We start from the raw sequence: 24,856 nt of genomic DNA, 5'->3' as shown, positions 1-24,856 counted from the left end.
TCCAAACATGACCCAAGTCAATGTTTTGCCAGGCCAGCGACCCGCTTCTCCCCAACCGGTGGAATCGGCTGCGTCAGAGTTGATGCAGGACAATCGCGACACGACGCAGCAAAGGTTGTCGTTGCTGGATACGCCTGAGGAATGGGCGGCGTTCAGCTTGCCCGAAAAAACCGAGTCGGGCTGCTGGCGCTCGAGCGTGGTGTTCGAGGGCATGCATTGCGTGGCCTGCGCCATCACGCTGGAAGATGCTTTGCGCGCCGTGCCGGGTGTGCAGTCGGTGCAGATCAGCGGTGCCAGCCACCGGGGCCAGATCGTCTGGTCGCCTGAGCTGACCCGACCCTCCGAGTGGATGCGTTCGGTTGAGCGCCATGGCTACAAGGCCTTGCCCGCCAACGACGCCCACGCCCATGCGCGCAGGCGCGAAGAGGCTCGGCGCATGGTCTGGCGCTGGGCGGTGGCGGCCCTGTGCATGATGCAAGTCATGATGTACGCCACGCCGACGTACCTCACGCAACCCGGCGATATTTCGGACGAAGCCGTGCATTTGCTGCGCTGGGCATCCTGGGTGTTGTCCTTGCCGGTGATGTTTTTCTCCTGCACGCCATTCTTGAGCAACGCCTGGCGCGACCTGCGTGAGCGCCAGATCAGCATGGACTTGCCCGTGGCCTTGGGCATGGTGGTGACTTTTGTGGTGAGCACGTTGGGCACCTTCGAGCCGCAGGGGCCGTTCGGTGCCGAGGTGTTTTTTGACTCGTTCACCATGTTCGTGTTCTTTTTGCTGACGGGCCGCTGGCTGGAGCTGCGCATGCGCGACCGCACGGCCGGGGCGCTGGAGGCGGTTCTTAACCGCTTGCCCGACAGCGTGCGCAAGCGCCAGAGCGATGGCACTTGGGCGCTGATGTCGATTCGCCGCTTGCAGGTGGGCGATGTGATCGAAGTATTGCCCGGTGAGGCTTTTGCGGGCGATGGCCTGGTGCTGGTTGGCCAAACCCAAGTGGACGAAGCATTGCTGACGGGCGAGTCGCGCCCGCTGGCGAGGCGTGGAGGTGACCGCGTGATTGCCGGCAGTCATAACCTGAGCGGCACACTGCAGGTGCAGATCGAGCACATTGGCGCGGCCACCCGCTATGCCCAAATTGTGGCGCTGATGGAGAGCGCCTCAGTCTCCAAACCTGACATGGCGCTGCTGGTGGACCGCTGGGCCAAGCCCTTTTTGGTGGCGGTGATGTTGGCCTCGTTGGCTTCGGCCATTTATTGGTGGCCGAGTGACCCCGCACACGCGGTGATGGTGGCAGTCGCCGTGCTGATCGTGACCTGTCCTTGCGCTTTGTCGCTGGCCACACCTGCCGCCATGTTGGCTACGGCCGGGGCCTTGGCGCGCAGTGGCGTGCTGGTGCGTCGCCTGAGTGCCCTGCAAAACCTGGCCCTCATTGACACCGTGATTTTCGACAAGACCGGCACCCTGACGCGCGATGCGTTTGAAGTAGCCCGCATTCACACCCGCGACGGTGTGAGCGATGCCCAGGCCTTGGACTGGGCAGGTAGCCTGGCGCGGCATTCCCTGCACCCGGTGTCGCGGGCATTGTGGTCTGAGGCACGGCGTCGTGCCGAGGCTGCAGGGGGTTTGCATACCTTGGAAGCGCTGGCCGCTCACGACGTGAACGAGCTGGCAGGGCAGGGGGTTCAAGGCGTTTTAACGCAGTCAGGCCAAGGGCCCCAAGCCTTGCGGTTGGGCTCGGCCGCTTTTTGCGCTGCCCCGACACACGCTGGGCACCACCTGCAGGTCAGCCTGGCCGATGCGTCAGGTTGGTTGGCCAGCTTTGAGTTGGCCGAGCAAGTGCGCCCCGAGGCCGCCGGTGTGGTGCGTGCCTTGGCGCAAATGGGCTTGGGCCTGAAGGTGCTGTCTGGCGACGGCCCTACAGCGGTGGCGCAGGTGGCCCAGGCCGTTGGCATTGCCGATGCGCAAGGCGGCTGCAGCCCACAGCACAAATTGCAAGCGCTGCAGGCCCTGCAGGCCCAGGGACACAAAGTGGCCATGGTGGGCGACGGCTTGAACGACGGCCCGGTGCTGGCCGGGGCCGATGTGTCTTTTGCGTTAGGCCAGGCCGTGCCGCTGGCGCAGTCCAAATCCGATTTTGTCTTGATGGGCGGGCAACTCGATGTGCTGGTCAGTACCTTGCAGCGCAGTCGCCAAACGATGCGCATCGTCCGGCAAAACCTGTGGTGGTCGGCGGCCTACAACGCCACTTGTGTGCCACTGGCCCTGATGGGCTGGCTGCCCGCCTGGGCCGCGGGCCTGGGCATGGCGCTGAGCTCTTTGCTGGTGGTGCTCAACGCCTTGCGCCTGTCGCAAGCCTTGCCTGAGTCGCTGCAGCAGCAGGCGCTGGTCCTTCAACCTGTTTGAGAAAGCAGCATGGACATCCTGTATTTGCTGATCCCCTTGTCCGTGGCACTGGTGTTTTTCATCCTGGCGGGCCTGTGGTGGGGGATTCACCGAGGCCAATTTGAAGACATTGAGGCCGAAGGCGAGCGAATTTTGCGTGACGATTGATTTTGATCAAGAGGCCTCGGTGTATGCCGGGGCAAACTGTGTTGGTAGCTTTTAAAACAAGAGGTAAAAATGAAATTTGCCAATATGCAGGCGACGTCATACAACGACAAAGTTGTACGGCAGTTCGCCATCATGACGGTGGTCTGGGGTGTGGTGGGCATGCTGGTGGGCGTGATCATCGCGGCCCAATTGGCTTGGCCAGAGCTGAACTTCGGCATTTCCTGGCTCAGCTATGGCCGCTTGCGCCCATTGCACACCAATGCGGTGATTTTTGCGTTCGGTGGTTGCGGCTTGTTTGCTGCCGCTTATTACGTGGTGCAGCGCACCTGCAACGTGCGATTGTTCAACGACAAACTGGCCGCTTTCACCTTTTGGGGTTGGCAACTGGTCATCGTCTTGGCGGCCATCTCTTTGCCTTTGGGTTTCACCAGCGGCAAAGAATACGCTGAGCTGGAGTGGCCGATTGACATCCTGATCACCTTGGTTTGGGTGGCGTTTGCCGTGGTGTTCTTTGGCACCATAGGCACACGCAAGGTGCGTCACATCTATGTTGCCAACTGGTTTTTCGCCGCCTTCATCATCGCCGTGGCATTGCTGCACATCGTCAACAGCGCGGCCTTGCCCGTGGGCATGATGAAGTCCTACTCGGCCTATGCGGGTGTGCAGGACGCGATGGTGCAGTGGTGGTACGGCCACAACGCGGTGGGATTCTTCCTCACGGCGGGTTTCCTGGGCATGATGTATTACTTCATCCCCAAGCAGGCCGAGCGTCCCGTTTACTCGTACCGTCTGTCGATCGTGCACTTCTGGGCGCTGATTTTCACCTACATGTGGGCGGGCCCGCACCACCTGCACTACACCGCCTTGCCTGACTGGACTCAGTCCATCGGCATGGTGTTCTCGCTCATCTTGTTGGCCCCCAGCTGGGGCGGCATGATCAACGGCATCATGACCTTGTCGGGTGCTTGGCACAAACTGCGTGACGACCCGATACTGCGCTTTTTGATCGTGTCTCTTTCTTTCTACGGCATGTCGACCTTCGAAGGTCCGATGATGTCCATCAAGACCGTCAACGCCCTGAGCCATTACACCGACTGGACCGTGGGCCATGTGCACTCGGGTGCTTTGGGTTGGGTGGGTCTGGTGACCATGGGCTCGATGTACTACCTGATTCCCCGCCTGTTTGGCCAAAAGCAGATGTACAGCGTCAAGGCCATTGAGGTTCACTTCTGGACCGCCACCATCGGCATCGTGATCTACATCGCCGCCATGTGGATTGCTGGGGTCATGCAGGGCCTGATGTGGCGCGCCATCAACGCCGACGGCACCTTGACCTACACCTTTGTGGAGTCGGTCAAAGCCACTTACCCCTTCTATGTTTTGCGCTTGATCGGTGGTTTGCTGTACCTGACGGGCATGGTCATCATGCTCTGGAACACCATCAAGACCGTGACCCAAGGTCGTTCGGTTGAAGTCCGCATCCCCACACTCGCCCCCCTCACCCCTCTACACGCCTGAGGAGAAATACAACATGGCTGAAACCCCAAAAACAGGCGGTCTTTCGCACGAGAAGGTCGAGACCAATAACTTCCTGATGATCGTGCTGATCCTGGTGGTGCTGCTGGTCGGCGGCATGGTTGAGATCCTGCCCTTGTTCTTCCAGAAGTCCACTACCGAGCCGGTGCCGGGCCTCAAACCCTACACCGCGATGCAAGTGGTGGGGCGTGATATTTATGTGCGCGAAGGTTGCTACAACTGCCACTCGCAGATGATCCGTCCCTTCCGCGCCGAGACCCTGCGTTACGGCCCTTATTCGCTGGCCGGTGAATTCGTCTATGACCGCCCTTTCCAGTGGGGCAGCAAGCGGACCGGTCCCGATTTGGCCCGCGTGGGTGGTCGCTACAGCGACGAATGGCACCGCACGCATTTGACCAACCCGCGTGATCTGGTGCCCGAGTCCAACATGCCCGCTTACCCTTGGCTGGAGAAAACACCCGCCAACGCAGCTTCCATTCAGGCGCACATGAATGGCTTGCGCACCTTGGGTGCCCCTTACAGCGACGAAGAAATCGCCAAGGCACCGGAAGACGTCAAGGGCAGGACCGAACTGGACGCCGTCATCGCCTACCTGCAGGTGCTGGGCACCCACCGCAAATAAGGAGTGGACATGGACATCAACACCCTTCGCTCTGTTGTGACCTTGCTCGCCTTTTGCTGCTTTGTCGGCATCGTGGTGTGGGCTTGGTCTCGCCGCAACCAGGCCGAGTTTGACGAGGCGGCGCAACTGCCGTTTCGTCAAGACGACTGAGCCGTCCGACAGCACTTAAAACAATACCAAGGAATCTCCATGAGTGACTTCATCAGCAATTTCTGGCACTTGTACGTGGCCGGCATCACGCTGGTCAGCATCATCGCCTGCTTGGCTTTGCTGTGGTTCAGCGGCAAGGCCAAGGCCATGACGGCCAACGACAACACCACCGGCCACGTCTGGGACGGTGATCTGCGCGAGATGAATAACCCACTGCCGCGCTGGTGGGTGGGCTTGTTCATCATCACCATCATCTTTGCTTTCGTTTACCTGGCCATGTACCCGGGCGCAGGCAGCTTCGCAGGCAAATTTGGCTGGTCTTCAGCGGGTCAGTACGAGGTCGAAGTGGCCAAAGGCAATGCCGAAGTGGCCCCGCTGTATGCCAAGTTCTCGGGCATGCCGCCCGCAGAAGTGTCCAAGGACCCGCAGGCGCTGGCCATTGGCGACCGTCTGTTCATGAACAACTGCGCCCAATGCCACGGCTCTGACGCACGCGGCAGCAAAGGCTTCCCCAACTTGGCGGATGCAGACTGGCTCTATGGCGGCACGCCCGATGCGATCAAAGCGAGCTTGGTGCAAGGGCGCATGGGCAACATGCCGCCCATGGCTGCGGCCGTGGGCACGCCCGATGACGTGCGCAACGTGGCGCACTATGTGCTGAGCATGTCGGGCAGCCCGCACGACTCGCTGCGTGCACAACTGGGCAAGTCCAAGTTTGGTGCTTGTGCGGCCTGCCACGGCCTAGACGGCAAGGGCAACCACGCCGTGGGTGCACCCAACCTGACGGACGACATCTGGTTGCACGGCTGGGGTGAAAACGCCATCGTGAGCATGATCAACAACGGCAAGGTCAACCAGATGCCCGCACAGAACGCCAAGTTGACGGAAGGCCAGATCCATGTCTTGGCTTCTTATGTCTGGGGCTTGTCCAACAACGCTGTAGCCAGCGCACAAGTGAGCCCAGCCAAGTGATCTGAAGCCCCTGCATCAGGCTGGACCTGGTGCAGCATTTGAACCAAGGCCTTTATTTTGTCCGCCCCTGAAGACCGCCCCTCTCGCAGCGTGATCCCGATCACACCCATGCCTGCTGAGGGCGGTGTGGAATTGGTGCCGCTGTACCAAGCGCACCAGAAAATCTACCCCCGTAGTGTTCAGGGCGTGTTCGCCCAATGGCGCTGGTTGACGGTGATCATCACGCAAGTGGTCTTCTATGGTTTACCTTGGCTGGAGTGGGGTCAGCGCCAGGCGGTTTTGTTTGATTTGGGTGCGCGCCGTTTTTACATATTCGGCCTGGTGTTGTACCCGCAGGACTTCATTTACCTGACGGCTTTGCTGGTCATCTCGGCGCTGTCGTTGTTTTTGTTCACGGCAGTCGCCGGGCGGTTATGGTGCGGCTTTGCTTGCCCGCAAACGGTGTACACCGAAATTTTCTTGTGGATCGAGCGCCAGTTTGAAGGCGACCGTTCCGCGCGCATGCGACTGGATGCCGCGCCCTTGAGCTTCAACAAGGTCTGGCGCAAAACCAGCAAGCAACTGGCCTGGATCGTGTTGTCGCTCTGGACAGGTTTCAGCTTTGTCGGCTACTTCACGCCGATTCGCGAGTTGACGGCGGCGATCCTGTCCTTGGGTTTTGGGCCCTGGGAAATTTTCTGGATTCTGTTTTACAGCTTGGCCACCTACGGCAACGCGGGCTTCATGCGCGAGCAGGTGTGCAAATACATGTGTCCCTATGCGCGTTTTCAAAGCGCCATGTTCGACAAGGACACCTTGATCGTCACCTACGACGATGCGCGTGGTGAGCCACGGGGTGCCCGCTCCAAAAAATCAGACCCTAAAGCTCTGGGGCTGGGAGATTGTGTGGACTGCACCTTGTGTGTGCAGGTCTGCCCCACCGGCATCGACATCCGCAAAGGCTTGCAGTACGAGTGCATTGGCTGCGGGGCTTGTGTGGACGTGTGCGACAACGTGATGGACAAGGTGGGTTACGAGCGCGGTCTGATCAAGTTCTCCACGCAAAATGCCATGGACAAAGGCTGGAGTTGGGCGCAAACCGTGAGCCACATTTTCCGCCCGCGCGTGTTGGTTTACACCGCTGTGCTGTGGGCCATCATCATTGGCGTTGGCGTGTCTTTGTGGCTGCGCGAACCGTTCAAGGTGGACATCGTGCGCGACCGCGCCACCCTGGCCCGTATCGTGGCGGGCGGCAAAATTGAAAACGTGTATCGATTGCAAATCATGAACGCGTCGGAACAAAACCTGACGTTCCACCTGCAGGTCGATGGCTTGCCGGGCCTGAACCTGGCCAGCGAAACGGACGTGCAAGTGGCCGCCACAGAATCGCGCTGGGTATCAGTGCGTTTGCAGCTGCCCTATGATGCGGCCCCAGCCGGTTCGCACCCGATTCTTTTCCGCATCGAGTCGCGCGCGCCCAACTGCCAGTCGGTCGGCCAGTTGAGCGAAAAAACCGTGTTCCTGGTCCCTCGCTGAGAGACCCCCATTTTTGAAAGACAGCCATGAACAATTTACGCAGTGTCCAACAAGAGGGTCAGCCTTGGTGGCGTTTTGGTTTGGTGTGGATGGTCTTTGGTGGCCCTGCCGTGGTCGTAGTGGCCGGTTTCACCACGCTTTACATTGCGATCACCAACCCGGACCCGGTGCTTCAAGACACGCCGCGCACCGCCATGCAAGAGCGCCAGGGCATCACCCACGTTCCGGCCATGCAGGGGCGCAACCATGCGGCCACGGGCGAGTTGCCCGCTGCGCTGCAAGCGCCTGCTGCTGAGCCCACCAAACCCTGATGCCGAAGGGAGACACGATGCTCGCTCAACGCTGGATGTGGATCGCTTGGCCAGCCTTTTTGGTCGCGGGCCTTTTGGAAATGCTGGTGTTCGCGTTTATCGACCCGCAAGACCTGCACTGGTTCAGTCAAGACCTGGACCTTTCCAGGCAAGCGATTTACACGCTGGCCTTTTTTGCATTCTGGTTCTTGGCCATGTTGTCGAGTGCGTTGACCACGCTGCTGAGCCTGCCCTCGGCAGAAGTGAACCGCTGAAAGCACCGAACCACCTGTTCAGTTCGGGAGCCCAAGGTTCAGTGGCAATGTGCGGGGTTGTTGACCAGGCGCTGCAGGCCTTCGGTGTCCAAAATTCGAACATGACGCTGCTTGACTTCCAGGGTGCCATCCTCGACGAACTTGGAGAAAGTTCGGCTGACGGTCTCCAGCTTGAGGCCCAGGTAGCTGCCGATCTCTTCGCGCGTCATGCGCAAGACCAGCTCGGATTGAGAAAATCCACGCGCATTCAGGCGCTGCACCAGGTTCAGCAAAAAGGCGGCCAAGCGCTCTTCGGCACGCATGCTGCCGAGCAACAGCATCACGCCGTGCTCACGCACAATCTCGCGGCTCATGATCTTGTGCACATGGTGTTGCAAAGCGGTGACTTCGCGCGATATTTCCTCGATCCGATCAAAGGGCATGACACACACTTCGGCGTCTTCCAGCGCCACCGCATCGCAGCTGTGCTGGTCGTTCACGATGCCGTCCAGGCCAATGATCTCGCCCGCCATCTGAAAGCCCGTGACCTGGTCGCGTCCATCTTCGGTGGCCAAACAGGTCTTGAAAAAGCCAGTGCGGATGGCGTACAGCGAAGTGAACTTTTCGCCGTTGGTAAAAAGGGTGTCGCCCCGCTTGATCCTGCGGCGCACGGCCACCAGTTCATCCAGGCGGTTCAGATCCTGGTCGCTCAGGCCCATGGGCATGCACAACTCGCGCAGGTTGCAATTGGAGCAGGCGACTTTGATGGCTTGAGGATTCATGGTTTATCTCTTGGTGGAGCAATGGATTTGCCTTGGATCAAGACTTGAGCTTATACCGAATCGTTCGCTGAATTTGAGGGGATACCCGGCACTTGCCAGAAATCCCCTAAAACCACGAAAAGGTTTGATTTGAGTCAACACATGGGCAGATGCAAGCAGGCAAAGTGCTGCCTTGTTCTGAACACATTTGAATTAAGGGGCAGACACATGTCCGTCATCACGCCGCAATTGCTGACACGCTTTGACGTGCCCGGCCCGCGCTACACCTCCTACCCCACAGCAGACCGTTTTGTCGAAGCCTTTGGTGAGGCCGATTACGTGCTAGCGCTCACGCAGCGCCAATCAGGCACGGTGGGCAAGCAGCCATCGCTGTCGCTGTACGTGCATATTCCGTTTTGCGAATCGCTGTGCTACTACTGCGCCTGCAACAAAATCATCACCAAACACAAAGACCGGGCTGCAGATTATTTGCGCTATCTGCGCAAAGAAGTCGAGTTGCACACCCGCCATTTGGGGCGTGGCCAGGCCGTCAGCCAGTTGCATCTGGGCGGCGGCACGCCCACCTTCATGAGCGACGAGGAGTTAAGGCAACTCATGGCCATGCTGCGCGAGCACTTCAGACTCGTGCCGGGTGGTGAATATTCGGTGGAAGTGGACCCCCGCACCGTCGACGAGCAGCGGTTGGCGGTGCTGGCCGAGTTAGGTTTCAACCGCTTGAGTTTTGGCGTGCAAGACTTTGACCCTGCGGTTCAAAAAGCCGTGCACCGCATCCAGCCTGCGGACCAGGTGTTTGCGTTGGTCGAGGCGTCCCGCCGACTGGGTTTTGAGTCGGTCAATGTTGACCTGATCTATGGCTTGCCCCTGCAAACGCCCGAATCCTTTGACCGCACCTTGGTGCAAGTCAACTGCCTGCGCCCGGACCGCATTGCCCTGTATGCCTATGCGCATTTGCCCGAACGCTTCAAGCCACAGCGCCGCATCCATACGGACGATCTGCCTGCGGGGCCAGCCAAGGTGGCCATGCTCTCGCGCTCGCTCGACGCCCTGACCGATGCGGGCTATGTCTACATCGGCATGGACCACTTTGCCTTGCCCGATGACGCCCTGGCCGTGGCCAAGCGACAGGGGCGTTTGCACCGCAACTTCCAGGGCTACAGCACGCAGGCCGATTGCGACCTGATTGCGCTGGGCGTGTCCTCGATTGGCCGCATTGGCTCGACCTACAGCCAGAACGCCAAGACGATGGAGGCGTACGTCGATCTGCTTGACCAAGGCCATTTCCCGGTGGTGCGCGGCTTGGCGCTCACACGCGACGACCTGATCCGGCGCTCGGTCATCATGGCGATCATGTGCCAAGGGCAGTTGCAATACGAGTCCATCGACCTGGCCTGGCTGGTCGACTTCAAAACCTTGTTTGCCCCAGAGCTGAACCAGCTTGAAGAGATGCAGGCGCAAGACCTGGTGCAGTTGAGCGAGAGCGGCATTCAGGTCACCGCCATGGGCTGGTTCTTTGTGCGCGGCGTGGCCATGGTGTTTGACCGATATGTGCAGGCTGACCGCAACCGCGCACGGTTTTCCAAAATCATTTGATGCCTGAGGACATGGGTTGGGCCGCATCGGGGTCGGTCTGCATCGAGGCCGGTCCCCATCGCCGACAATGCAGCTCTCGAGATTCAAGCGAACAAACCATGCAAAGTTCTTTGGCCATCACGGCCTTGATGATGGGGGTGCTGGGTGGCCCGCACTGCGTGGCCATGTGCGGCGCGGCTTGCGCGGGTCTGGGCCATGCTGCGGGTGAGCGCCGTGCCCAGGCTTTGCTGGCTTTTCAGTTGGGGCGCTTGGCGGGCTACTCGCTGCTGGGTGCCGTGGCCGCGGCCAGTGTGCAGGGCCTGGGTTGGTTGACCACGAAGTCAGCGGCCATTCGCCCAGTCTGGACCTTGCTCCACCTGACGGCCCTGGTGCTGGGTTTGCTACTCATGCTGCAGGCACGGCAACCCGTGTGGCTGGATGCCGCAGCGCGCCGTTTGTGGGCGCGTGTGCGGGCCTTCAACACCCGCTGGGGACGTGCTGCACCCTGGATGGTGGGCGGGCTGTGGGTCTTCATGCCCTGCAGCTTGCTGTATTCGGCCCTGATGGTGGCGGCCTTGACCAGCCAGCCGTTAGAGGGGGCGGCCACCATGGCCTTGTTTGCATTGGGCAGCAGCATCAGCCTGTGGGTCGGACCTTGGTTGTTTTTGCGCATGCAGACATTGGGTGATGGAGCTTGGGGCATGCGAGCGGCAGGCTTGGCGCTGGCGACTGTGTCGGCCTGGGCCTTGTGGATGGGGCTGCTGCACGACCAGGCGCCGTGGTGCGTTACACCCTGAAACCCATGCGCAGGGCACCTGGCGAGTGACATCCGCTGCGGGGTTCACAATCACGGCGGCAAGTGCCGATTGTTTTGCCACCTTCTGCGAAAGACTTTCCATGAAACTGATTCGAACACCTTCGATCGTTTGTGCCCTCATAACGGCGCTGGCCCTGCCTGTCGCATCCGTGCAGGCCCAAAGTGCATCCAATTCCCCCCATGCCGCACATACCCCACTGATCCAAGTCCTGCATTTGAGTGCCTCAGCCCATACCGAGGTCCCGCAAGACTGGTTGGTGATCACCCTGTCGGTGCAAAAAGAAGGCTCGCTGGCACCTGCATTGCAAAAACAACTTAACGCCATTCTGTCGTCCGCTTTGGCTGTGACCAACCCCATGGCCAAACCCGGGGCCCTAGAGGTGAAAACGGGCGAGATGAATGTGTCGCCGCGCTATGGCCGCGACGGCAAGATGAATGGTTGGGTGGGCTCTGCGCAACTTGTTTTGCAGGGCCGCGATACCGAGCAAATTACCGCGCTTGCTGCGCGCATGCCAGATTTAACGGTGTTGCAAATCGACTGGCGGCTGAGTCCCGAGCAGAAAGCTGCGGCCGAAGCGCGCATCCAGGCCGAAGCGGTGGCGCATTTTCAGAGCAAAGCCCAATCGCTGACGAAGCAGTTCGGCTTTGCGGCTTACACGCTGAGGGAAGTGCGCGTGAGCGCCCAGGAGGCGGGGGAGGGCGTTGTCATGCCGCGCATGGCCATGGCACAGATGGACTCGCCAGCACCGATGCCGGTGCCAGCGCTGGCTGGCAAGTCACGCGTGGTGGTGAACATCTCGGGCAGCATTGTGCTGCGCTGAGTTGGCAGGCCCGCAGCCCGATTCGGGGCTGCTGGCCCGGCATCAAGCGGACAGGCCTTTGTAGAGCATGTAGGCTGCTAGCAAGTACAACACGCTGGCAAAAAATCGCTTGAGTTGTTTGACCGGCAGTTTGTGCGCTGTGGCCGCACCGATGGGCGCCATGAACACGCTGCACAAGGCAATGACCCCCAAGGCCGGCAGCCACAGATAGCCAAAGCTGTAAGCAGGGAGGTCTTGCACGTTTTGGCCGCTCACGATGTAACCGGCCACGTTGGCCAGCGCAATGGGAAAGCCCAGCGCCGCGCTGGTGGCCACTGCGTTGTGAACGGCCACGTTGCACCAGGCCATGAAGGGCACGCTGATGAAGCCGCCGCCCGCACCCACCAAACCCGAGAGCAAGCCGATCAGGCCACCAGCACCCAGCAAGCCCTGAAAACCGGGCACTTGGCGAGAAGGGGCTGGTTTTTTGTCCAAAAACATCTGCGTGGCTGAAAAGCTGACAAAGGCCGCGAAAAACAAGGCCAGGAAAGCGCCTTTGGTAAAGGCAAAGATGCCCAAGCTGCCGATCAGGCTGCCCAACACAATGCCCGGGGCCAAGCCTTTGACCAAGTCCCAACGCACAGCTTTTTTCTTGTGGTGGGCGCGCACGCTGGAGACGCTGGTGAAGATGATGGTGGCCATGGAGGTGGCAATCGCCATCTTCACGGCCAGGTCAGCACTCACGCCTCGCTGACCGAGCAGATAGGTGATGACCGGCACCATGATCAGTCCACCTCCGATGCCAAGCAGGCCCGCCAGAAAACCGGTGCATAAACCAAGGACAGCCAATTGGGCCAGGAGCACAGGTTCAATGATCATGAGGGGGGGGGAAGTAAAGAAGGTGTCTGCGAGTGCCACCGGACCGGCATCCTGAACCGGGGTTCAGGTGGGCAAGGGCAGACTGGCGTTGGGTTCATCTGACGCGAGATGATCACGCTCACCAGCCAATGTTCCAAGCCCGGCTCTAAGAGCATTGGTTCAAGGAAATATAAAGCCCGGCATGCACCGCAGACAGAGTCATTGTAGGCGCTAAATTGTTGCGAAAGCAGTGGCCTGCACAACATCCCTTGCTTTAAAGCAACTGGCCGTCTTTCTCAATGACCTGGTCCAGGCGATGCAGCAATTGCGTCAGTCGGGATTGAGGATCTGGCTTCACCTCGTCGGCAGGGGTGGCAGGGGTGGCACTGGCTGGAGGAGCAGCCGCATCGGTTTGTTCGAAAGCCAGGTTCAGTGCGGCCAACACAGCAATGCGGTCTCGCGCCTTGATCTTGCCTGCATCTCGGATCTTGCACATGGCTTCATCCACTTTGCGCACCGCGCTCAGCAAGCGCTCTTCGCCTCCTTCAGGGCAACCCAAAATATAGCTTTGGCCCATGATCTGGACATCGATTTGCTTGTTGCTCATGTGGAGGCCTCAGGCGATGCAGGAGCCGCGGTGGTGGCCGATGTGGGCAGCCGTTCGATGAGGGCATCCACACGGGCTCTGGCGGCGGCCAGTCGCGACTTGAGTTGGTCTCGCTCCAAGCTCAGCGCCTGCACTTGTTGGGTCAGCAAAGCGTTGGTGCGTTGCAGCTCTTCGTGGCGCAGCAGCAAGTGATCCACACGCTCGGCAATTTGATCGATGGTGTCGGAATAGGCCATGGCAAACAAGAAAAATGGAGGTCTCTATTGTAGGGCGTGAAGTCCCGGGTCTAATGATTTTGTAGCTTTGACGACAGTTTTGCGCCTAGAATGAAAATTGTTGGTGCTCGCGATGCCGGTTCACGGCGCGCAGTTCAACGGGAAGCAGGAGGGACAAGCCATCACGGCCCACCTAACCTGCGCTGCCCCCGCAACGGTAAGCAGACGGGTTTTCAGTCAAACGAAACCCCAGCTTTCATCTCAAACCACTGGTCGCCCTGAAACAGGCGGCTGGGAAGGTGATGAAGGTCGCTCTGTCAGCCCGGATACCGGCCAACAAGGTGACCTGTCGCAAGACAGGTTGTAAAGCCCATGCACTGTCGGGGAAGGCGGTGAGGGCGTTTGACTTGTTGGTTTTAAATGAAAAATCGTTCCCTTGGTGCACGCCGTTTTGCGCTTGCACTTTCTACACCTGGATTTTATAAATCTGCACTTTCCATCCACGCGTTTTCGGCAGCTGCGATGGCAGTCTTGGCCTGCACTAGCGGCGCTGCGCTGGCGCAAACCAGCGGGACCGAAATCGTGGTCACCGCCAGCCGCACCGAGCAAATCCTGACCGACGTGCTGCCCCACACCACGGTGCTCGGTCGCGACGCCATCGAGCAGTCGCAGGTGCTGGACTTGCCCACTTTGCTCTCGCGCGAGGCGGGCTTTCAGTTCACCCAAACGGGTGGCCGGGGCGGGCAGGCCACGGCTTTCTTGCGGGGTGCGGCTTCCCTGCAGGTGCTGGTGCTGGTCGACGGTGTGCCCGTCACGAAGCAAGACACCACGGGCGCCGTGAGCCTGGAGCACATCATGCTCGACCAGGTGGATCGGATTGAGATCGTGCGCGGCAACGTCTCGGCCATTCATGGCAGCGGCGCGGTGGGCGGGGTGATTCAGGTGTTCACGCGGCAAGGCCAAGGGCAGCCCACGGTTTACGCCAGCGCCGAGCGTGGTTCGCAGGGCACCCAGCGCTGGCATGCAGGCACGCACGGTTCAGCCGGTCCATTGGCTTATGCGGTGTCTGTCGGGCGCTTTCGCACCGATGGCATCAACGCGGCCAATCTGTCACAAACACTCAATGCCAACCCCGATGCGGACGGTTACCGCAACGACAGCCATGCGCTGAACCTGTCCTACAAACTCAGTCCCGAACACAAGCTGGGCCTACGCTCGACCCACTTCAAGGGCCGCTTTGACTACGACGTGCCGGGCAGTTTTTCCGCGCCGACCGACTTGCACCAAGGCCGCACCCAACTCGACAGCCACACTCTTTACTGGGCAGGGCGGCTGGGGCCACTGTGGTCCAGCCGCTTGAACGTTACAGACGCCAAGGAGCGCAACGACACAGACACCTTAGGTGGCTACTCGTTCACCACCCAGGCCGTTACCCGCACGCGCATGGTGTCGTGGACGCACCAGTGGGACCTGCCCACCATGGTCTTGTCGGCTGGACTGGATCACCAGACCCAAGGCATCGACATGGCCACCGATGGTGTGTCTGGCCTGTCGCGTGAGCGCAAAGCCCATGCGCTGTATGGCGGGGTGCTTTACAAGCTTCAATCGCACAACCTTCAGTTCAATTTGCGGCACGACGATGTTGAGGGTCTGTCGGCCAAGGACTCGGTGTATCTGGGTTATGGCTACGATCTGAATGCGCAATGGAAGCTGATCGTCAGCCATGCCACGGCCTTCAACATTCCCCCTCTGGGTTATTTGTTTGACCCCTACAGCGGCAACCCAAACCTGCGCCCTGAAACTGCCAACACGCAAGAGGCGGGCGTGCAGTGGGCACAAGGGCCACACCGCCTTCGCTCGACCTGGTTCTCTACGCTCACCAAAGACCTCCTTCTTTATGACATGGGCAGTTTTCAGTTCAACAACGTCAGCCGCGTCAAAAACAGGGGTCTGGAAACCAGCTACAGCGGTCGCTTTCACATGACCGATTTGCGCGCCAGCTTGTCACTGCAAGACCCGGTGAACGAGGCCACAGGTCAGCAATTGGTGCGCCGGGCCAAAACACTGGCTTCGCTGTCGGTATCGCAATCACTGGGCTTGTTGTCCTTGGGCGGCAGTGTGCGTTACACGTCCACACGGCCTGACATTGAAGGCAAGCCCGGCTTGCCCAGCAACACCTTGCTGGACCTGACCGCTCGCTACAGCCTGAGCCGCGACTGGACGCTGTATGGCCGCGTGGAAAACGCCACCGACAGCCGGTACCAAACGGCTTATGGTTACAACCAGCTGCCGCGCACCACCACGCTGGGCCTGAGCTGGAAAATGAAACACTGATTGGACCCGGCCCATGCATCACCTCTCGCCCCAACGCATCGTTTGCTTGACCGAGGAAACGACCGAATGGTTGTACCTGATGGGGCAGGAGGCGCGCATCGTGGGCATCTCGGGCTACACGGTGCGCCCGCGTCGGGCCCGCGAAGAAAAGCCCAAGGTCAGTGCTTTTTTAACCGCCAAGATCGATAAGATTCTGGCGCTCAAGCCTGATTGTGTTTTTGGGTTTTCGGACCTGCAGGCCGACATCGCTTCTTTGCTGATCAAGGCCGGTGTGCAGGTCACGGTGTTCAACCAGCGCAGTGTGGACGAGATTTTTTCGGTGCTCTACCAAGTAGCCGCGATGGTGGGGCAGGGAGAGCAGGGTATGGCCCGGTTGTCGCGCATGCGCGCTGAGCTGGACGCCATCACCCAAAAGGCGGCGGGTTTCAAGCGCCGGCCGCGGGTCTATTTTGAGGAATGGGACGATCCCCACATGAGCACCATCCGCTGGGTGTCTGAATTGATGGGCATTGCGGGCGGGGACGATATTTTTCCTGAGCTGGCGCTGCAACCCATGGGGCGCGACAGGATCATCGCCAGCGGCCAAACCATCATCGAGCGCGCGCCCGACATCATCATCGGCTCTTTGTGCGGCAAGAAATTTCGCCCGGAAAAAGTCGCGGTGCGGCCCGGTTGGCAAGACGTGCCGGCCGTTCGTACGGGGCAGATTTTTGAAATCAAATCGGCCGATATTTTGCAGCCTGGGCCTGCAGCGCTCACCGATGGCGTGGCACAGATGTACCGCATATTCAGCCAGTGGGAAGCACTGCATGCCTGAGTGTTTGTCGTCAAGCCAGCACGTCGTGAGCCGATCACGCGTCTGGATTTCTACCTTCGCGGGAATGACGACTTCTTGGTTTTTGGGGGCGTTTGCCTGTTTCTTTTTATGCGCAATACTGCAGCCCGCACAGGCCGTCACCGTGCTCGACGACCGCCAGCAAAAAGTGCAGATCGACCAAGCCCCGCAGCGCATCGTGAGCTTGCTGCCGTCCCTCACCGAAACCGTCTGCGCCTTGAACCAGTGCCACAAACTCGTGGGTCTGGACCGCTATTCCAACTGGCCCGAGTCGGTCAAAGCTGTGCCGCGCGTGGGCGGTGGGCTGGACCCGAACATCGAGAGCATCGTCGCCCTCAAGCCCGACCTGGTGCTGGCGGCAGGTTCTACCCGGGGCGCGGACCGCTTGCAGGCTCTGGGCTTGAAGGTGCTGCGCCTGGAGCCGCGCAACCACGCCGACGCGCTGCGTGTGTGGCGAACCGTGGCGCAGGCGCTGCATGTGCCCGCCGCTGACAGCGAGCGGGTCTGGCAAAGCATTCAGGCGGGCCTGCAGGCGACGGTGCAATCGCTCAGCCCCGCCGCGCGGCAGCAGCGGGTTTACTTTGAGGTGAGCCCTGCGCCCTATGGCGCAAGTGAATCGTCTTTCATGGGCGAGACACTCAGCCGCATGGGCGTGGCCAACATCCTGCCTGCATCGATGGGGCCGTTTCCGCAGGTCAACCCCGAGTGGGTGGTGCAAGCCCGGCCTGATGTGATCATGGCGGGCGACAGCAGCCGCGCCAGCATGCTGCAGCGCCCGGGTTGGAGCCGCTTGCGGGCCATGCAAGGCCAGCGCCTGTGCGTGTTCAAACAGGGCGATTCGGACATGCTGGTGCGCGCTGGCCCGCGCATGGCCGAAGGCGCGCAGCTGATGGCCAACTGTCTGAACCGCGCAGCGGCCCAAGTTGACACGGGTGTGCAGCGATGAATTCCCAAGTCCACACCCACACCCACACCCACGCACCACGCTGGGCGCTGATGCTCTTGGCATTGGGCCTGGCCGTGGTGGTGCTGGGCACGGCCGCTGGCAGTCAGGGTTGGCAGGCCTGGTGGACGGCGGGGGCCGACGCGGTGTCGCGCCAGATTGTGTGGGACATTCGTTTGCCGCGCAGCCTGGGCGCATGGCTCGGCGGGGCTTTGTTGGGCCTGGCCGGGGCGGTGGCGCAAGGTCTGTTTCGCAACCCGCTGGCCGATCCTTATTTGCTGGGCAGTGCCTCGGGTGCATCCCTTGGCGTGGGTGTGTATTTGAGCTTGTGGGGTGGCAGCGCCTGGGCCATGACCGCTTGGCTGGGTTTGGGCCTGACCGGTGCGGCCTTTGTGGGCGCTGTGCTGGCGGTGGTGCTGACGCTGCTGCTGGCGCGTGGTGTGCAACAAACGCTGCGCCTGTTGTTGGCGGGCGTGGTGGTGGGCGTGGTGCTGGGGGCGGTCACGTCGTTGATTTCGCTGCTGCAGCCGCAGGTGCTGCAGGCCATGCAGGGCTTCATGCTGGGCTCGACCGCGTTTGTCAGCTGGAGCGCTTGCGCCACGATGGCGACGGTGCTTGCCCTGTGCTTGGCCTTGGCCTGGGTCTTTGCCCGTGTGCTGGATGCGCTCAGTTTGGGTGAAGCCACCGCGCAAAGCTTGGGCGTACCGCTGCCACTGGCCCGCATGGTGCTGGTGGGTGTGATTTCTTTGGCCACGGGGGCGGCTGTGGCCCACATCGGGCTGGTGGCTTTTGTCGGCTTGGCCGCGCCGCATTTGGTGCGCTCGCTGGTGCGCTGCACGCACGCTTGGCGTTTGCTCCTGTCAGCCCTGATGGGCGGGGCCTTGCTGGTGCTGGCCGATGTGGTGGCCCGCGTAGTGTTGGCGCCGCAAGAGCTGCCTGTGGGCGTGCTCACGGCGGTGTTGGGCGGGGGCTATTTGCTCTGGCGCGTGTACCGAGATGCCGACACGGGAGCGCGCTCATGAGCGCCGCGCTGCAAACCCGGCAACTGAGCGCCGAGTTGGGTGGCCGCAGGGTCCTGCAGGGCATTGACCTGCAGATCGCGGTGGGCCGCTGGACCTGTGTGGTTGGCCCCAACGGGGCTGGAAAATCGAGTTTGCTCAAAGCGCTGGCAGGTTTGTTGCCGCACAGCGGGCAAGTGCTGTTGCAGGGCCAGCCGCTGGACTCGCTCACTCGCCAGCAAAGGGCCTTGCAACTTTCCTGGCTGGGGCAGGGGGAAGCCAGCACGCTGGACTTGCGCGTGTGGGACGTGGCCATGCTTGGCCGCTTGCCACACCAAAGCTGGCTGGGCGCACCTTCAGCGCAAGACGCGCAAATGGTGGAAGCCGCCCTCAAGGCCACACAGGCCTGGGACTGGCGCGAGCGCACGCTGGGCGAGTTGTCGGGCGGCGAGCGCCAACGCGTGCTGCTGGCCCGCGCCATGGCGGGCAATGCGCCCACCATGCTGATGGACGAACCCTTGGCCAACCTGGACCCGCCCCACCAAGTGGACTGGCTCGAGCAGGTGCACTGCCTCTTGGCGCAGGGCACCACGGTGGTCAGCGTTCTGCACGAGATTGGCATGGCGCTGCACGCCGACGACATCGTCGTCATGCGCGAAGGCCAGGTGGTGCACCACGGTGCAGGCTGCGATGCGACCACGCACGCGGCCATCGAGGCGGTATTTGACCAACGCATCCGCATTCACGCACTCGACGGGCAGTGGGTGGTGTTGCCGCGGCTTGGCGGGGCGAGCTGCCGCATCGATTAAGCTGTTTTTTGCTGTCAAACACACCAAAGGAATTGCCATGGGCCTCATCATGAAACAAGCCATCACCGGACCGGCCGCCTGGAAGGGGGCGGACATGGTGGGTGACAGCGCGTGGTTGCACCACCTCAGCGCGTCCGTGCTGGCGACCCTTGACGCGGCCTTGGCCCACGTCCAAGCCCAAGGGCTGACGTTTCCGAACTTTGGCAAAGAAGACTTTCCGATCGGTGACTGGGCGCAGCAGCTCCAAGTGCACAGCGATGAACTGGAAAACGGCCGGGGATTTCTGGTCTTGCGCGGATTGCCTGTCGAGCGCTACAACGAAGAGCAGATCCAGATTCTTTATTACGGCATTGGCCTGCACATGGGTGTGCCCGTGCGGCAAAACCCCAAGGGCGAACTTTTGGGTCTGGTGATGAATGTGGGCGATGTGACGAAGAAAACCACCCGCGTCTACGAAACCAACCTGTACCTGCCCTACCACTCGGACCCGTCGGATGTGGTGGGTCTGCTGTGCATCCGCAAGGCCAAGCAGGGCGGTTTGAGTTCGCTGGTGAGCGTGGCCGCGATCTACAACGAGATTTTGGATAAGCACTCGGAGTATCTGGGCCTGTACTACCGCACTTGGTTTTTCTCTCACCTGTGCGAAGACCAGCCCAGCCTGTCACCCATCTTCAGCCATAACGATGGAAAACTCAGCTGCCGCTACCTGCGCCAGTACATCGAGTTGGGCCATGAAATCCGCAACCTGCCGCTGTCCAAGGTCGAAATCGAGGCACTCGATTTGTTTGACGAGATCATGCACCGCGCAGATTTTCGTTTGGACATGATGCTGGAGCCCGGTGACTTGCAGTTTGCCAACAACTATGCCGTGCTGCACTCGCGCAATGGGTTTGAAGACCACGGCGTGCACGAACTCAACCGCAAGATGCTGCGCCTGTGGGTCAAGATGCCCAACGCGCGCACTTTGGCACCCGAGTTTCCGGGGCGCAATGGCTTTCCTGCGCCTGCGGCTGCGGCTTTGGCCTGAGCGGTTCAGGCCGCATCACCGCTCTGACTTGCTCGCGGGCACGGCCTTTTTGGGTGTGGCTTTGACCGTTTGTGGCATGTCCAAAAACAAGAGCGTGTCCACATAACCCATGAAGCGGTTAAGGTAGTCGGGCGAGAGGTCGCGCATCAGGCCCAGCGAGCGCAGCACCAGCATGTGGGAGTTGATGGGCCCGGCGTTTTGCGGGGCTTGGGCGATGGCTTGGGTGACTTTTTTTTGCACGCTCATCTTGCCCAGCTGCTGGCGAAACTGCACGATGTGCGGCTTGTCCATGCGCCCATGGCCGCCGGGGCTCAAGGGGCGTTCGGCCGAGGGCGCTGACATGTCTCGCAGCAATGCCGACAAGGGCGATGGCGCGTCGCGGGTGGGTTGGATGTGCGGGATGTGCTGCTTTTTTTGCGCTGCCAGCCGCGCCTGCAACTGCGCAAGAGCCGAGTTCAGCTTGGCCTGCAGCAGCACTTGCGCCAGGCCTGTTTGGGTGCGGGTGCGTTCTGTCAGTACCTGGATGTGGTGCCAGCCCACGGGGTCCAGCTGGGCAGCTTCGGCGGCCTGTGCCGGTTGTAAAAGAGCCTGCGCATCCGAAGGGCTGGGTGAGGCTTCGGTCATGGCGCTGTTCGGGCCGTGTTGTTGGCCTTGGGCACCGGGGCCATTTCCACGCGGCGGTTTTGTGCGCGGGCTTGTTCGTTGGTGTTTGGCACCAGGGCTTGTTCCTGGCCAAAGGCGGCGGCGAACAGCAATGACGCAGGGATGCCTTCTTCGATCAGGGTGCGCGTGACGGTGAGGGCGCGCTGGGCTGAAAGTTCCCAGTTGTCCGCGAATTCGCGGTTGCGGCTGGTGATCGCCCGGTCGTCGGTGAAGCCGCTGACCATCAGCATTTCGTCACGCGTTTGCAGGTAGCTGCGCAGCGGCAGCACCAGGCTTTTGAGCAGTTGGCGGCCTTCAGGCTCGAGCTGGTCCGAGTTGAGCTTGAACAGCAGTTTGCCGCTGATGCCGATGCGGCCGTTGTTCAAGGTGATGCGGCCACTGGCCAGAGGAATGGCCAAGGCGTTCTCAAGCGAGAGGCGTTTTTGTTCTTCGATCTGGCGCTTTTGCACCTCCACCTCAAGCTGCGAGGCCATGTCCAGTTGGGCGGCCATGACGCCGACCAGCAGCAGCACAAAGGCGCCCAGCAGGCCGGTCATCAGGTCGGCAAACGAGATCCAGGTGGGCGAGGTGGATTCGATGTCGGCGTCTTGCTCGGGCATCAGATGGCCCCCTCACTGACCAGATCGGTGCGGCGCTGCAGGGCGTCGAGCACGTCCTTTTGGCTGCCGATGCTCAGGTCAATGATCTCGCGGGCTTGTGCCACGTAATAGGCCAGTTGCTCGTCGCTGCGTGTCATCGATTTGTCCAAAGCCTGTTCGATGCGCTGCAACTGGGCCATGAGTTGTTCGTTGGTCTGGCTGAAGGCGTGCACGGCAAAGCCCAGGCTCTCGCCCAGGCTGGCCACGTCCACCGCGCTGGCGGTGACTTGCGCGGCGATGCCGCCCAATTTGTCGGTCTCCTGCGCGACGTGTTGCTGGAACTGCTCGCTGGTCTGCGCCAGCGAGGCCTGGCTGCTCACCAACAGAGCGTCGATCACACCGCGCTGCTCGGTGGACGCGTGGTTGATCGCGTCGAGCAAGGTGCTGAGCGTGCCCAGAATGCGGGTGCGCTCTTCGAGCAAGGCGTTGTCACGCGCCACGCTGACCGAGATTTCCTGGCGCAACCGGCCAATGACTTCGGCCGCGGCTTTGGGCGCTTCGGAGGCGGTTTCGATGAGGCGGGTGATGGGCGCCTCCAAGGCGGTGCCCAGGGTGCTCAGGTGGGCCGTGACGGTGCTTTGCAGCTCGGCCAGGCGGGCCACGGCGGCTTGGCCGCGCGCGTCTTCGGCGTGGCGCAGGGCCGACAGTTCCTCGCGCAGCAGGGACGAGAGTTCTTCGGCGCGCTGGCTGTGCTGAGCGGTCCACTGCGCCTCGGCGGCGATGCGCGTTTGCACCAGCGCTTCGCTGCTGGCCAGCAAGCGGGTGATCTCGGCCAGGGTTTGGGTGGCCTGGGTTTGGCTGTGGGCGCTGATATCTAGTGCGGTGCGAGCCAGGGTGTCGCAAATGGCTTGTTGTTGGGCCAGGGTCTGCGTGCCCGAGGTTTGCCACTGCTGCTGCAGCCCATCGGCCATGCCGTGCAGCGCGGCTTGCCAGCTGGCCAGGCGCTGCTGGTCGGCAGTGCTTTGCAGGGCGTGTTGTTCGGTTTGGGTCTGGCCCACTTGTGCGACCAAGGCCTGGGCGCTGCGCTCGAAGTTCTGGCCAAAGGCCGCGAGCGTCTGGCCCACGCGCTCGCTCATGCGGGCGTTGCTTTGCTCGTGCAGGCTCAGTGTTTGGGCGCTGGTGTGCGCCAGCGTGGCGGCGGTGGCCGTGAGCTGCGTGTGCACCTCGGCCAGTTGCTGCTGGGTGTTGTGCGCCAAGCGTTCGTTCAGGGATTGGGCCTGTTCGGCCAGCTGCGCCATGGTGGCTTGCACCACGGGGCGTATGCCTTCGCTGGCCAGTTGCAGGCTTTGGCCGAGGCTGGTGCGCAGCGACTGGTCCACCGATTGCGCCAGACCCGTGTAGGCGCTGTGCACCTCTTGCTGCACCATGTGCTGAAAGCTGTGCTGGCTGGCCAGCAGTTGGGTGTGGGTTTGCGCGGTGCTGCTGGCCATCTGCGCCATCAGGGCCTGCAGTTGCTGCAGCACTTGCGGCAGGGCCTGGGCTTGCTGCGCCAGCGCCAGGTAACTTTGCTGGCGCTGGTGCGCGAGCGAAAAACGCTGCAGCTGGGTGTGGGCCAGGGTGTCGAGTTGCTGCGAAGACAGGGCCCGTTCACGGCGGGCCAGACTGCTCATCAGGCCCAGCATGGCCGAGGTGGCTACGCCCGCGACCGAGGTGCCAAAGGCCAGGCCCAGGCCTTTGATGGGTTCGGAAAACGCGGCCCGCACGCCCGCAATGGAGTTAGAACCTTCGAGCGCGAACACCGCGCCGTTGAGGGTGACTACCATGCCCAAAAAAGTGCCCAACATACCCAGCATGACCAGCAGGCCCACCAGGTAAGGGGTGAACACCGGGCCGGGCAGGGCCACGCGCTCGCCTTGCACCCGATGGCGCACCGGGTTTTGCAAGGCCGCAGGTAAGGTGATGAGCCAGTCGCTCAGCTGGACCAGGTCGGCGGGGACTTGGCCCAGGCCCTGGTTCAGCGCGTTCGTGGTGGCGCGGTATTGGCGCAGCTCCCAAGCACCAAAACTATAAACAGCGCCAATCAAAAAGGTCATGACCAGCACCAAAAAGTGGCTGTTGGCCACGGCAGCCGCGACCCAAATCAGGGCCAATGCGCCCAGACTAAAGGCGATCAAAAAAGAAAAACGTTTCATGGTGTGTGTGGGGCGTGAGCGGTGAGGGCTTCGAGCAGTCCGAGGCTCGGTTGTAGTCGGGTGTCGAGTTCGGCAAGCAAAGCCTGACGAAGGGTTTGACGAAGTGGCATCAGCCAGCGGCTCAGGTAGTCCTTGGGGGTGTCGTTTTGATTCGAGTTAATGACGTCAATATCGTCAGTGGCATCGGTGGTTTCGGTGGCCAGGGCTGCTGGCTGGGCTTGGGCCTGAAGCTGCATGTGCGCCTTGAGGGCTTGTACAAAGCGCTTTTCCAGCAACTTGGTTGTTTTGGCCAGCAGCGCCGCTTCGCGATCGACGAGGATGTTTTCATAAGCGGTGTCGAGTGCGGCCAGTTGCTGCCCTGCGCCGCCGCGTTGGCTCAGCTGCAGGCGCAACAGGGCTCGCAAGCTGCGCAGCGTGCTTTCCATTTGCCGCTGGTGTGCTGCCACAAAGCGGCGGTAGGGCTCAAACACAGTCTTGATCTCCACCGGCTCGTCCAAAACCGGAGCGGGCATGTCGATGCGCGCCAGGCCTGTGCCCGCTGGGGCGCCTTGGGTGATGGATTCGATCAATTGAGCGCGCACTTTGTCCACATGCTTGGCCAGTGCCTCGGGGGCGATCAGGACCATGCGTTGCACAGGGGCAGGCAGGCAGGTGGGTGGTGTAGCACTGGCGGTCTCGGGGGGCAGCACGCCGTGCAGCGCAATGGCTTGTCGAAAATCAAGCCAATCGCCCAGTTTTCGGCCCACATCTTCTGCCTGACGTGCAGGAGCAAGCAGGGCGTTCTCGGTCAGAAAACGCACCAAGCTGGCGCTGTAAAGGCTGGCACGCGGCAGGGCTCGCGTCATGGGTGTGAGAGGGTGTTGAATCGGACAAGCAGAGCCGAAGGCTCTTTTGGCAACGGGCGACGAGCGCTCACGTCATGAACTGCCGCATTTGGCA

26 protein-coding genes and 1 riboswitch are annotated in these 24,856 nt (G+C 61.2%); of the genes, 18 read left to right on the top strand and 8 right to left on the bottom strand.

Annotated features, from left to right (window positions below; translation table 11 throughout):
• The first annotated feature begins 7 nt into the window (after positions 1-7).
• The 9 genes from B9Z49_RS12880 (at position 8) to B9Z49_RS12840 (ending at position 7,911) form a co-directional block, all read left to right on the top strand.
• Positions 8-2,404 (top strand): cation-translocating P-type ATPase, encoded by a 2,397-nt coding sequence (locus B9Z49_RS12880; protein WP_108353855.1) that lies wholly within the window; start codon positions 8-10, stop codon positions 2,402-2,404.
• 9 nt (positions 2,405-2,413) lie between these two features.
• Positions 2,414-2,551, top strand: coding sequence for a cbb3-type cytochrome oxidase assembly protein CcoS (gene ccoS / locus B9Z49_RS12875; protein ID WP_108353854.1), 138 nt, complete (start codon positions 2,414-2,416; stop codon positions 2,549-2,551).
• 69 nt (positions 2,552-2,620) lie between these two features.
• The gene (ccoN, locus tag B9Z49_RS12870) at positions 2,621-4,069 is read left to right on the top strand and encodes a cytochrome-c oxidase, cbb3-type subunit I (RefSeq protein ID WP_108353853.1); all 1,449 of its coding nucleotides are present in this window, start codon (positions 2,621-2,623) and stop codon (positions 4,067-4,069) included.
• Positions 4,070-4,082: 13 nt separating this feature from the next.
• The gene (gene ccoO / locus B9Z49_RS12865) at positions 4,083-4,709 is read left to right on the top strand and encodes a cytochrome-c oxidase, cbb3-type subunit II (protein ID WP_108353852.1); all 627 of its coding nucleotides are present in this window, start codon (positions 4,083-4,085) and stop codon (positions 4,707-4,709) included.
• A gap of 9 nt (positions 4,710-4,718) precedes the next feature.
• Positions 4,719-4,859 carry a cbb3-type cytochrome c oxidase subunit 3 gene (locus B9Z49_RS12860; protein WP_108353851.1) on the top strand — a complete coding sequence of 47 codons (141 nt, stop codon included), beginning with the start codon at positions 4,719-4,721 and terminating at the stop codon, positions 4,857-4,859.
• A 39-nt stretch (positions 4,860-4,898) separates the two neighbouring features.
• Positions 4,899-5,831 carry a cytochrome-c oxidase, cbb3-type subunit III gene (ccoP, locus tag B9Z49_RS12855; RefSeq protein ID WP_108353850.1) on the top strand — a complete coding sequence of 311 codons (933 nt, stop codon included), beginning with the start codon at positions 4,899-4,901 and terminating at the stop codon, positions 5,829-5,831.
• Positions 5,832-5,939: 108 nt separating this feature from the next.
• Entirely contained in the window at positions 5,940-7,346 is a 1,407-nt protein-coding gene (gene ccoG, locus B9Z49_RS12850; protein WP_108353951.1) for a cytochrome c oxidase accessory protein CcoG, read from the top strand.
• A 26-nt stretch (positions 7,347-7,372) separates the two neighbouring features.
• On the top strand, positions 7,373-7,657 hold the full coding sequence (locus tag B9Z49_RS12845; protein ID WP_108353849.1) for a FixH family protein: 285 nt from the start codon (positions 7,373-7,375) through the stop codon (positions 7,655-7,657).
• A 17-nt stretch (positions 7,658-7,674) separates the two neighbouring features.
• Positions 7,675-7,911: a hypothetical protein gene (locus B9Z49_RS12840; protein WP_108353848.1), complete on the top strand. Its 237-nt coding sequence runs from the start codon at positions 7,675-7,677 to the stop codon at positions 7,909-7,911.
• Between the two features lie 38 nt (positions 7,912-7,949).
• Here B9Z49_RS12840 and fnr read toward each other — a convergent pair whose 3' ends face one another.
• Complete coding sequence (gene fnr, locus B9Z49_RS12835) at positions 7,950-8,672, bottom strand: fumarate/nitrate reduction transcriptional regulator Fnr (protein ID WP_108353847.1); 723 nt, start codon at positions 8,670-8,672, stop codon at positions 7,950-7,952.
• A gap of 207 nt (positions 8,673-8,879) precedes the next feature.
• Here fnr and hemN point away from each other — a divergent pair, with 207 nt between their 5' ends.
• The 3 genes from hemN (at position 8,880) to B9Z49_RS12820 (ending at position 11,879) form a co-directional block, all read left to right on the top strand.
• Positions 8,880-10,262, top strand: coding sequence for an oxygen-independent coproporphyrinogen III oxidase (gene hemN / locus B9Z49_RS12830; protein WP_108353846.1), 1,383 nt, complete (start codon positions 8,880-8,882; stop codon positions 10,260-10,262).
• A gap of 98 nt (positions 10,263-10,360) precedes the next feature.
• On the top strand, positions 10,361-11,038 hold the full coding sequence (locus B9Z49_RS12825) for a sulfite exporter TauE/SafE family protein (RefSeq protein WP_108353950.1): 678 nt from the start codon (positions 10,361-10,363) through the stop codon (positions 11,036-11,038).
• Between the two features lie 100 nt (positions 11,039-11,138).
• Complete coding sequence (locus B9Z49_RS12820) at positions 11,139-11,879, top strand: SIMPL domain-containing protein (RefSeq protein WP_158273494.1); 741 nt, start codon at positions 11,139-11,141, stop codon at positions 11,877-11,879.
• A 42-nt stretch (positions 11,880-11,921) separates the two neighbouring features.
• Here B9Z49_RS12820 and B9Z49_RS12815 read toward each other — a convergent pair whose 3' ends face one another.
• The 3 genes from B9Z49_RS12815 to B9Z49_RS12805 form a co-directional block, all read right to left on the bottom strand.
• The gene (locus B9Z49_RS12815) at positions 11,922-12,737 is read right to left on the bottom strand and encodes a sulfite exporter TauE/SafE family protein (RefSeq protein WP_108353844.1); all 816 of its coding nucleotides are present in this window, start codon (positions 12,735-12,737) and stop codon (positions 11,922-11,924) included.
• Positions 12,738-12,990: 253 nt separating this feature from the next.
• A complete protein-coding gene (locus tag B9Z49_RS12810) occupies positions 12,991-13,323 on the bottom strand; it encodes a cell division protein ZapA (protein ID WP_108353843.1) in 333 nt (110 codons plus the stop codon).
• On the bottom strand, positions 13,320-13,559 hold the full coding sequence (locus B9Z49_RS12805) for a DUF904 domain-containing protein (protein ID WP_108353842.1): 240 nt from the start codon (positions 13,557-13,559) through the stop codon (positions 13,320-13,322). The genes B9Z49_RS12810 and B9Z49_RS12805 overlap by 4 nt, the downstream gene beginning before the upstream one ends.
• 84 nt (positions 13,560-13,643) lie before the next feature.
• Positions 13,644-13,891, top strand: a riboswitch (cobalamin riboswitch).
• Positions 13,892-14,060: 169 nt separating this feature from the next.
• On the opposite strand from B9Z49_RS12805, the gene B9Z49_RS12800 reads away from it, so the two are divergent.
• From B9Z49_RS12800 to B9Z49_RS12775, 6 genes are all read left to right on the top strand, one after another.
• Positions 14,061-15,872, top strand: coding sequence for a TonB-dependent siderophore receptor (locus B9Z49_RS12800; protein WP_158273493.1), 1,812 nt, complete (start codon positions 14,061-14,063; stop codon positions 15,870-15,872).
• Between the two features lie 13 nt (positions 15,873-15,885).
• Positions 15,886-16,689 carry an ABC transporter substrate-binding protein gene (locus B9Z49_RS12795; protein ID WP_108353840.1) on the top strand — a complete coding sequence of 268 codons (804 nt, stop codon included), beginning with the start codon at positions 15,886-15,888 and terminating at the stop codon, positions 16,687-16,689.
• Positions 16,690-16,753: 64 nt separating this feature from the next.
• Entirely contained in the window at positions 16,754-17,653 is a 900-nt protein-coding gene (locus B9Z49_RS12790) for an ABC transporter substrate-binding protein (protein WP_108353839.1), read from the top strand.
• Complete coding sequence (locus B9Z49_RS12785) at positions 17,650-18,672, top strand: iron ABC transporter permease (RefSeq protein ID WP_108353838.1); 1,023 nt, start codon at positions 17,650-17,652, stop codon at positions 18,670-18,672. The genes B9Z49_RS12790 and B9Z49_RS12785 overlap by 4 nt, the downstream gene beginning before the upstream one ends.
• Complete coding sequence (locus B9Z49_RS12780) at positions 18,669-19,457, top strand: ABC transporter ATP-binding protein (protein WP_108353837.1); 789 nt, start codon at positions 18,669-18,671, stop codon at positions 19,455-19,457. Before B9Z49_RS12785 ends, B9Z49_RS12780 begins: the two co-directional genes overlap by 4 nt.
• A 37-nt stretch (positions 19,458-19,494) precedes the next feature.
• On the top strand, positions 19,495-20,484 hold the full coding sequence (locus tag B9Z49_RS12775) for a TauD/TfdA family dioxygenase (protein ID WP_108353949.1): 990 nt from the start codon (positions 19,495-19,497) through the stop codon (positions 20,482-20,484).
• A gap of 15 nt (positions 20,485-20,499) precedes the next feature.
• On the opposite strand, the gene B9Z49_RS12770 is transcribed toward B9Z49_RS12775, so the two are convergent.
• From B9Z49_RS12770 to B9Z49_RS12755, 4 genes are read right to left on the bottom strand one after another with little or no spacing between them, the layout of a single operon-like run.
• The gene (locus B9Z49_RS12770; RefSeq protein WP_108353836.1) at positions 20,500-21,108 is read right to left on the bottom strand and encodes a DUF2894 domain-containing protein; all 609 of its coding nucleotides are present in this window, start codon (positions 21,106-21,108) and stop codon (positions 20,500-20,502) included.
• Positions 21,105-21,746, bottom strand: a complete 642-nt coding sequence (locus tag B9Z49_RS12765; protein ID WP_108353835.1) for an OmpA family protein — start codon at positions 21,744-21,746, stop codon at positions 21,105-21,107. Before B9Z49_RS12765 ends, B9Z49_RS12770 begins: the two co-directional genes overlap by 4 nt.
• Positions 21,746-23,917 (bottom strand): DUF802 domain-containing protein, encoded by a 2,172-nt coding sequence (locus B9Z49_RS12760; protein WP_108353834.1) that lies wholly within the window; start codon positions 23,915-23,917, stop codon positions 21,746-21,748. The genes B9Z49_RS12765 and B9Z49_RS12760 overlap by 1 nt, the downstream gene beginning before the upstream one ends.
• Positions 23,914-24,762 (bottom strand): DUF3348 family protein, encoded by an 849-nt coding sequence (locus B9Z49_RS12755; protein WP_108353833.1) that lies wholly within the window; start codon positions 24,760-24,762, stop codon positions 23,914-23,916. Before B9Z49_RS12755 ends, B9Z49_RS12760 begins: the two co-directional genes overlap by 4 nt.
• Between the last annotated feature and the right edge of the window lie 94 nt (positions 24,763-24,856).

Origin of the sequence: Limnohabitans sp. 2KL-51, assembly GCF_003063645.1 — a bacterium.
Taxonomy (GTDB): Bacteria; Pseudomonadota; Gammaproteobacteria; order Burkholderiales; family Burkholderiaceae_C; genus Limnohabitans_A.
This window is presented reverse-complemented; position numbering and strand designations above follow the sequence as displayed.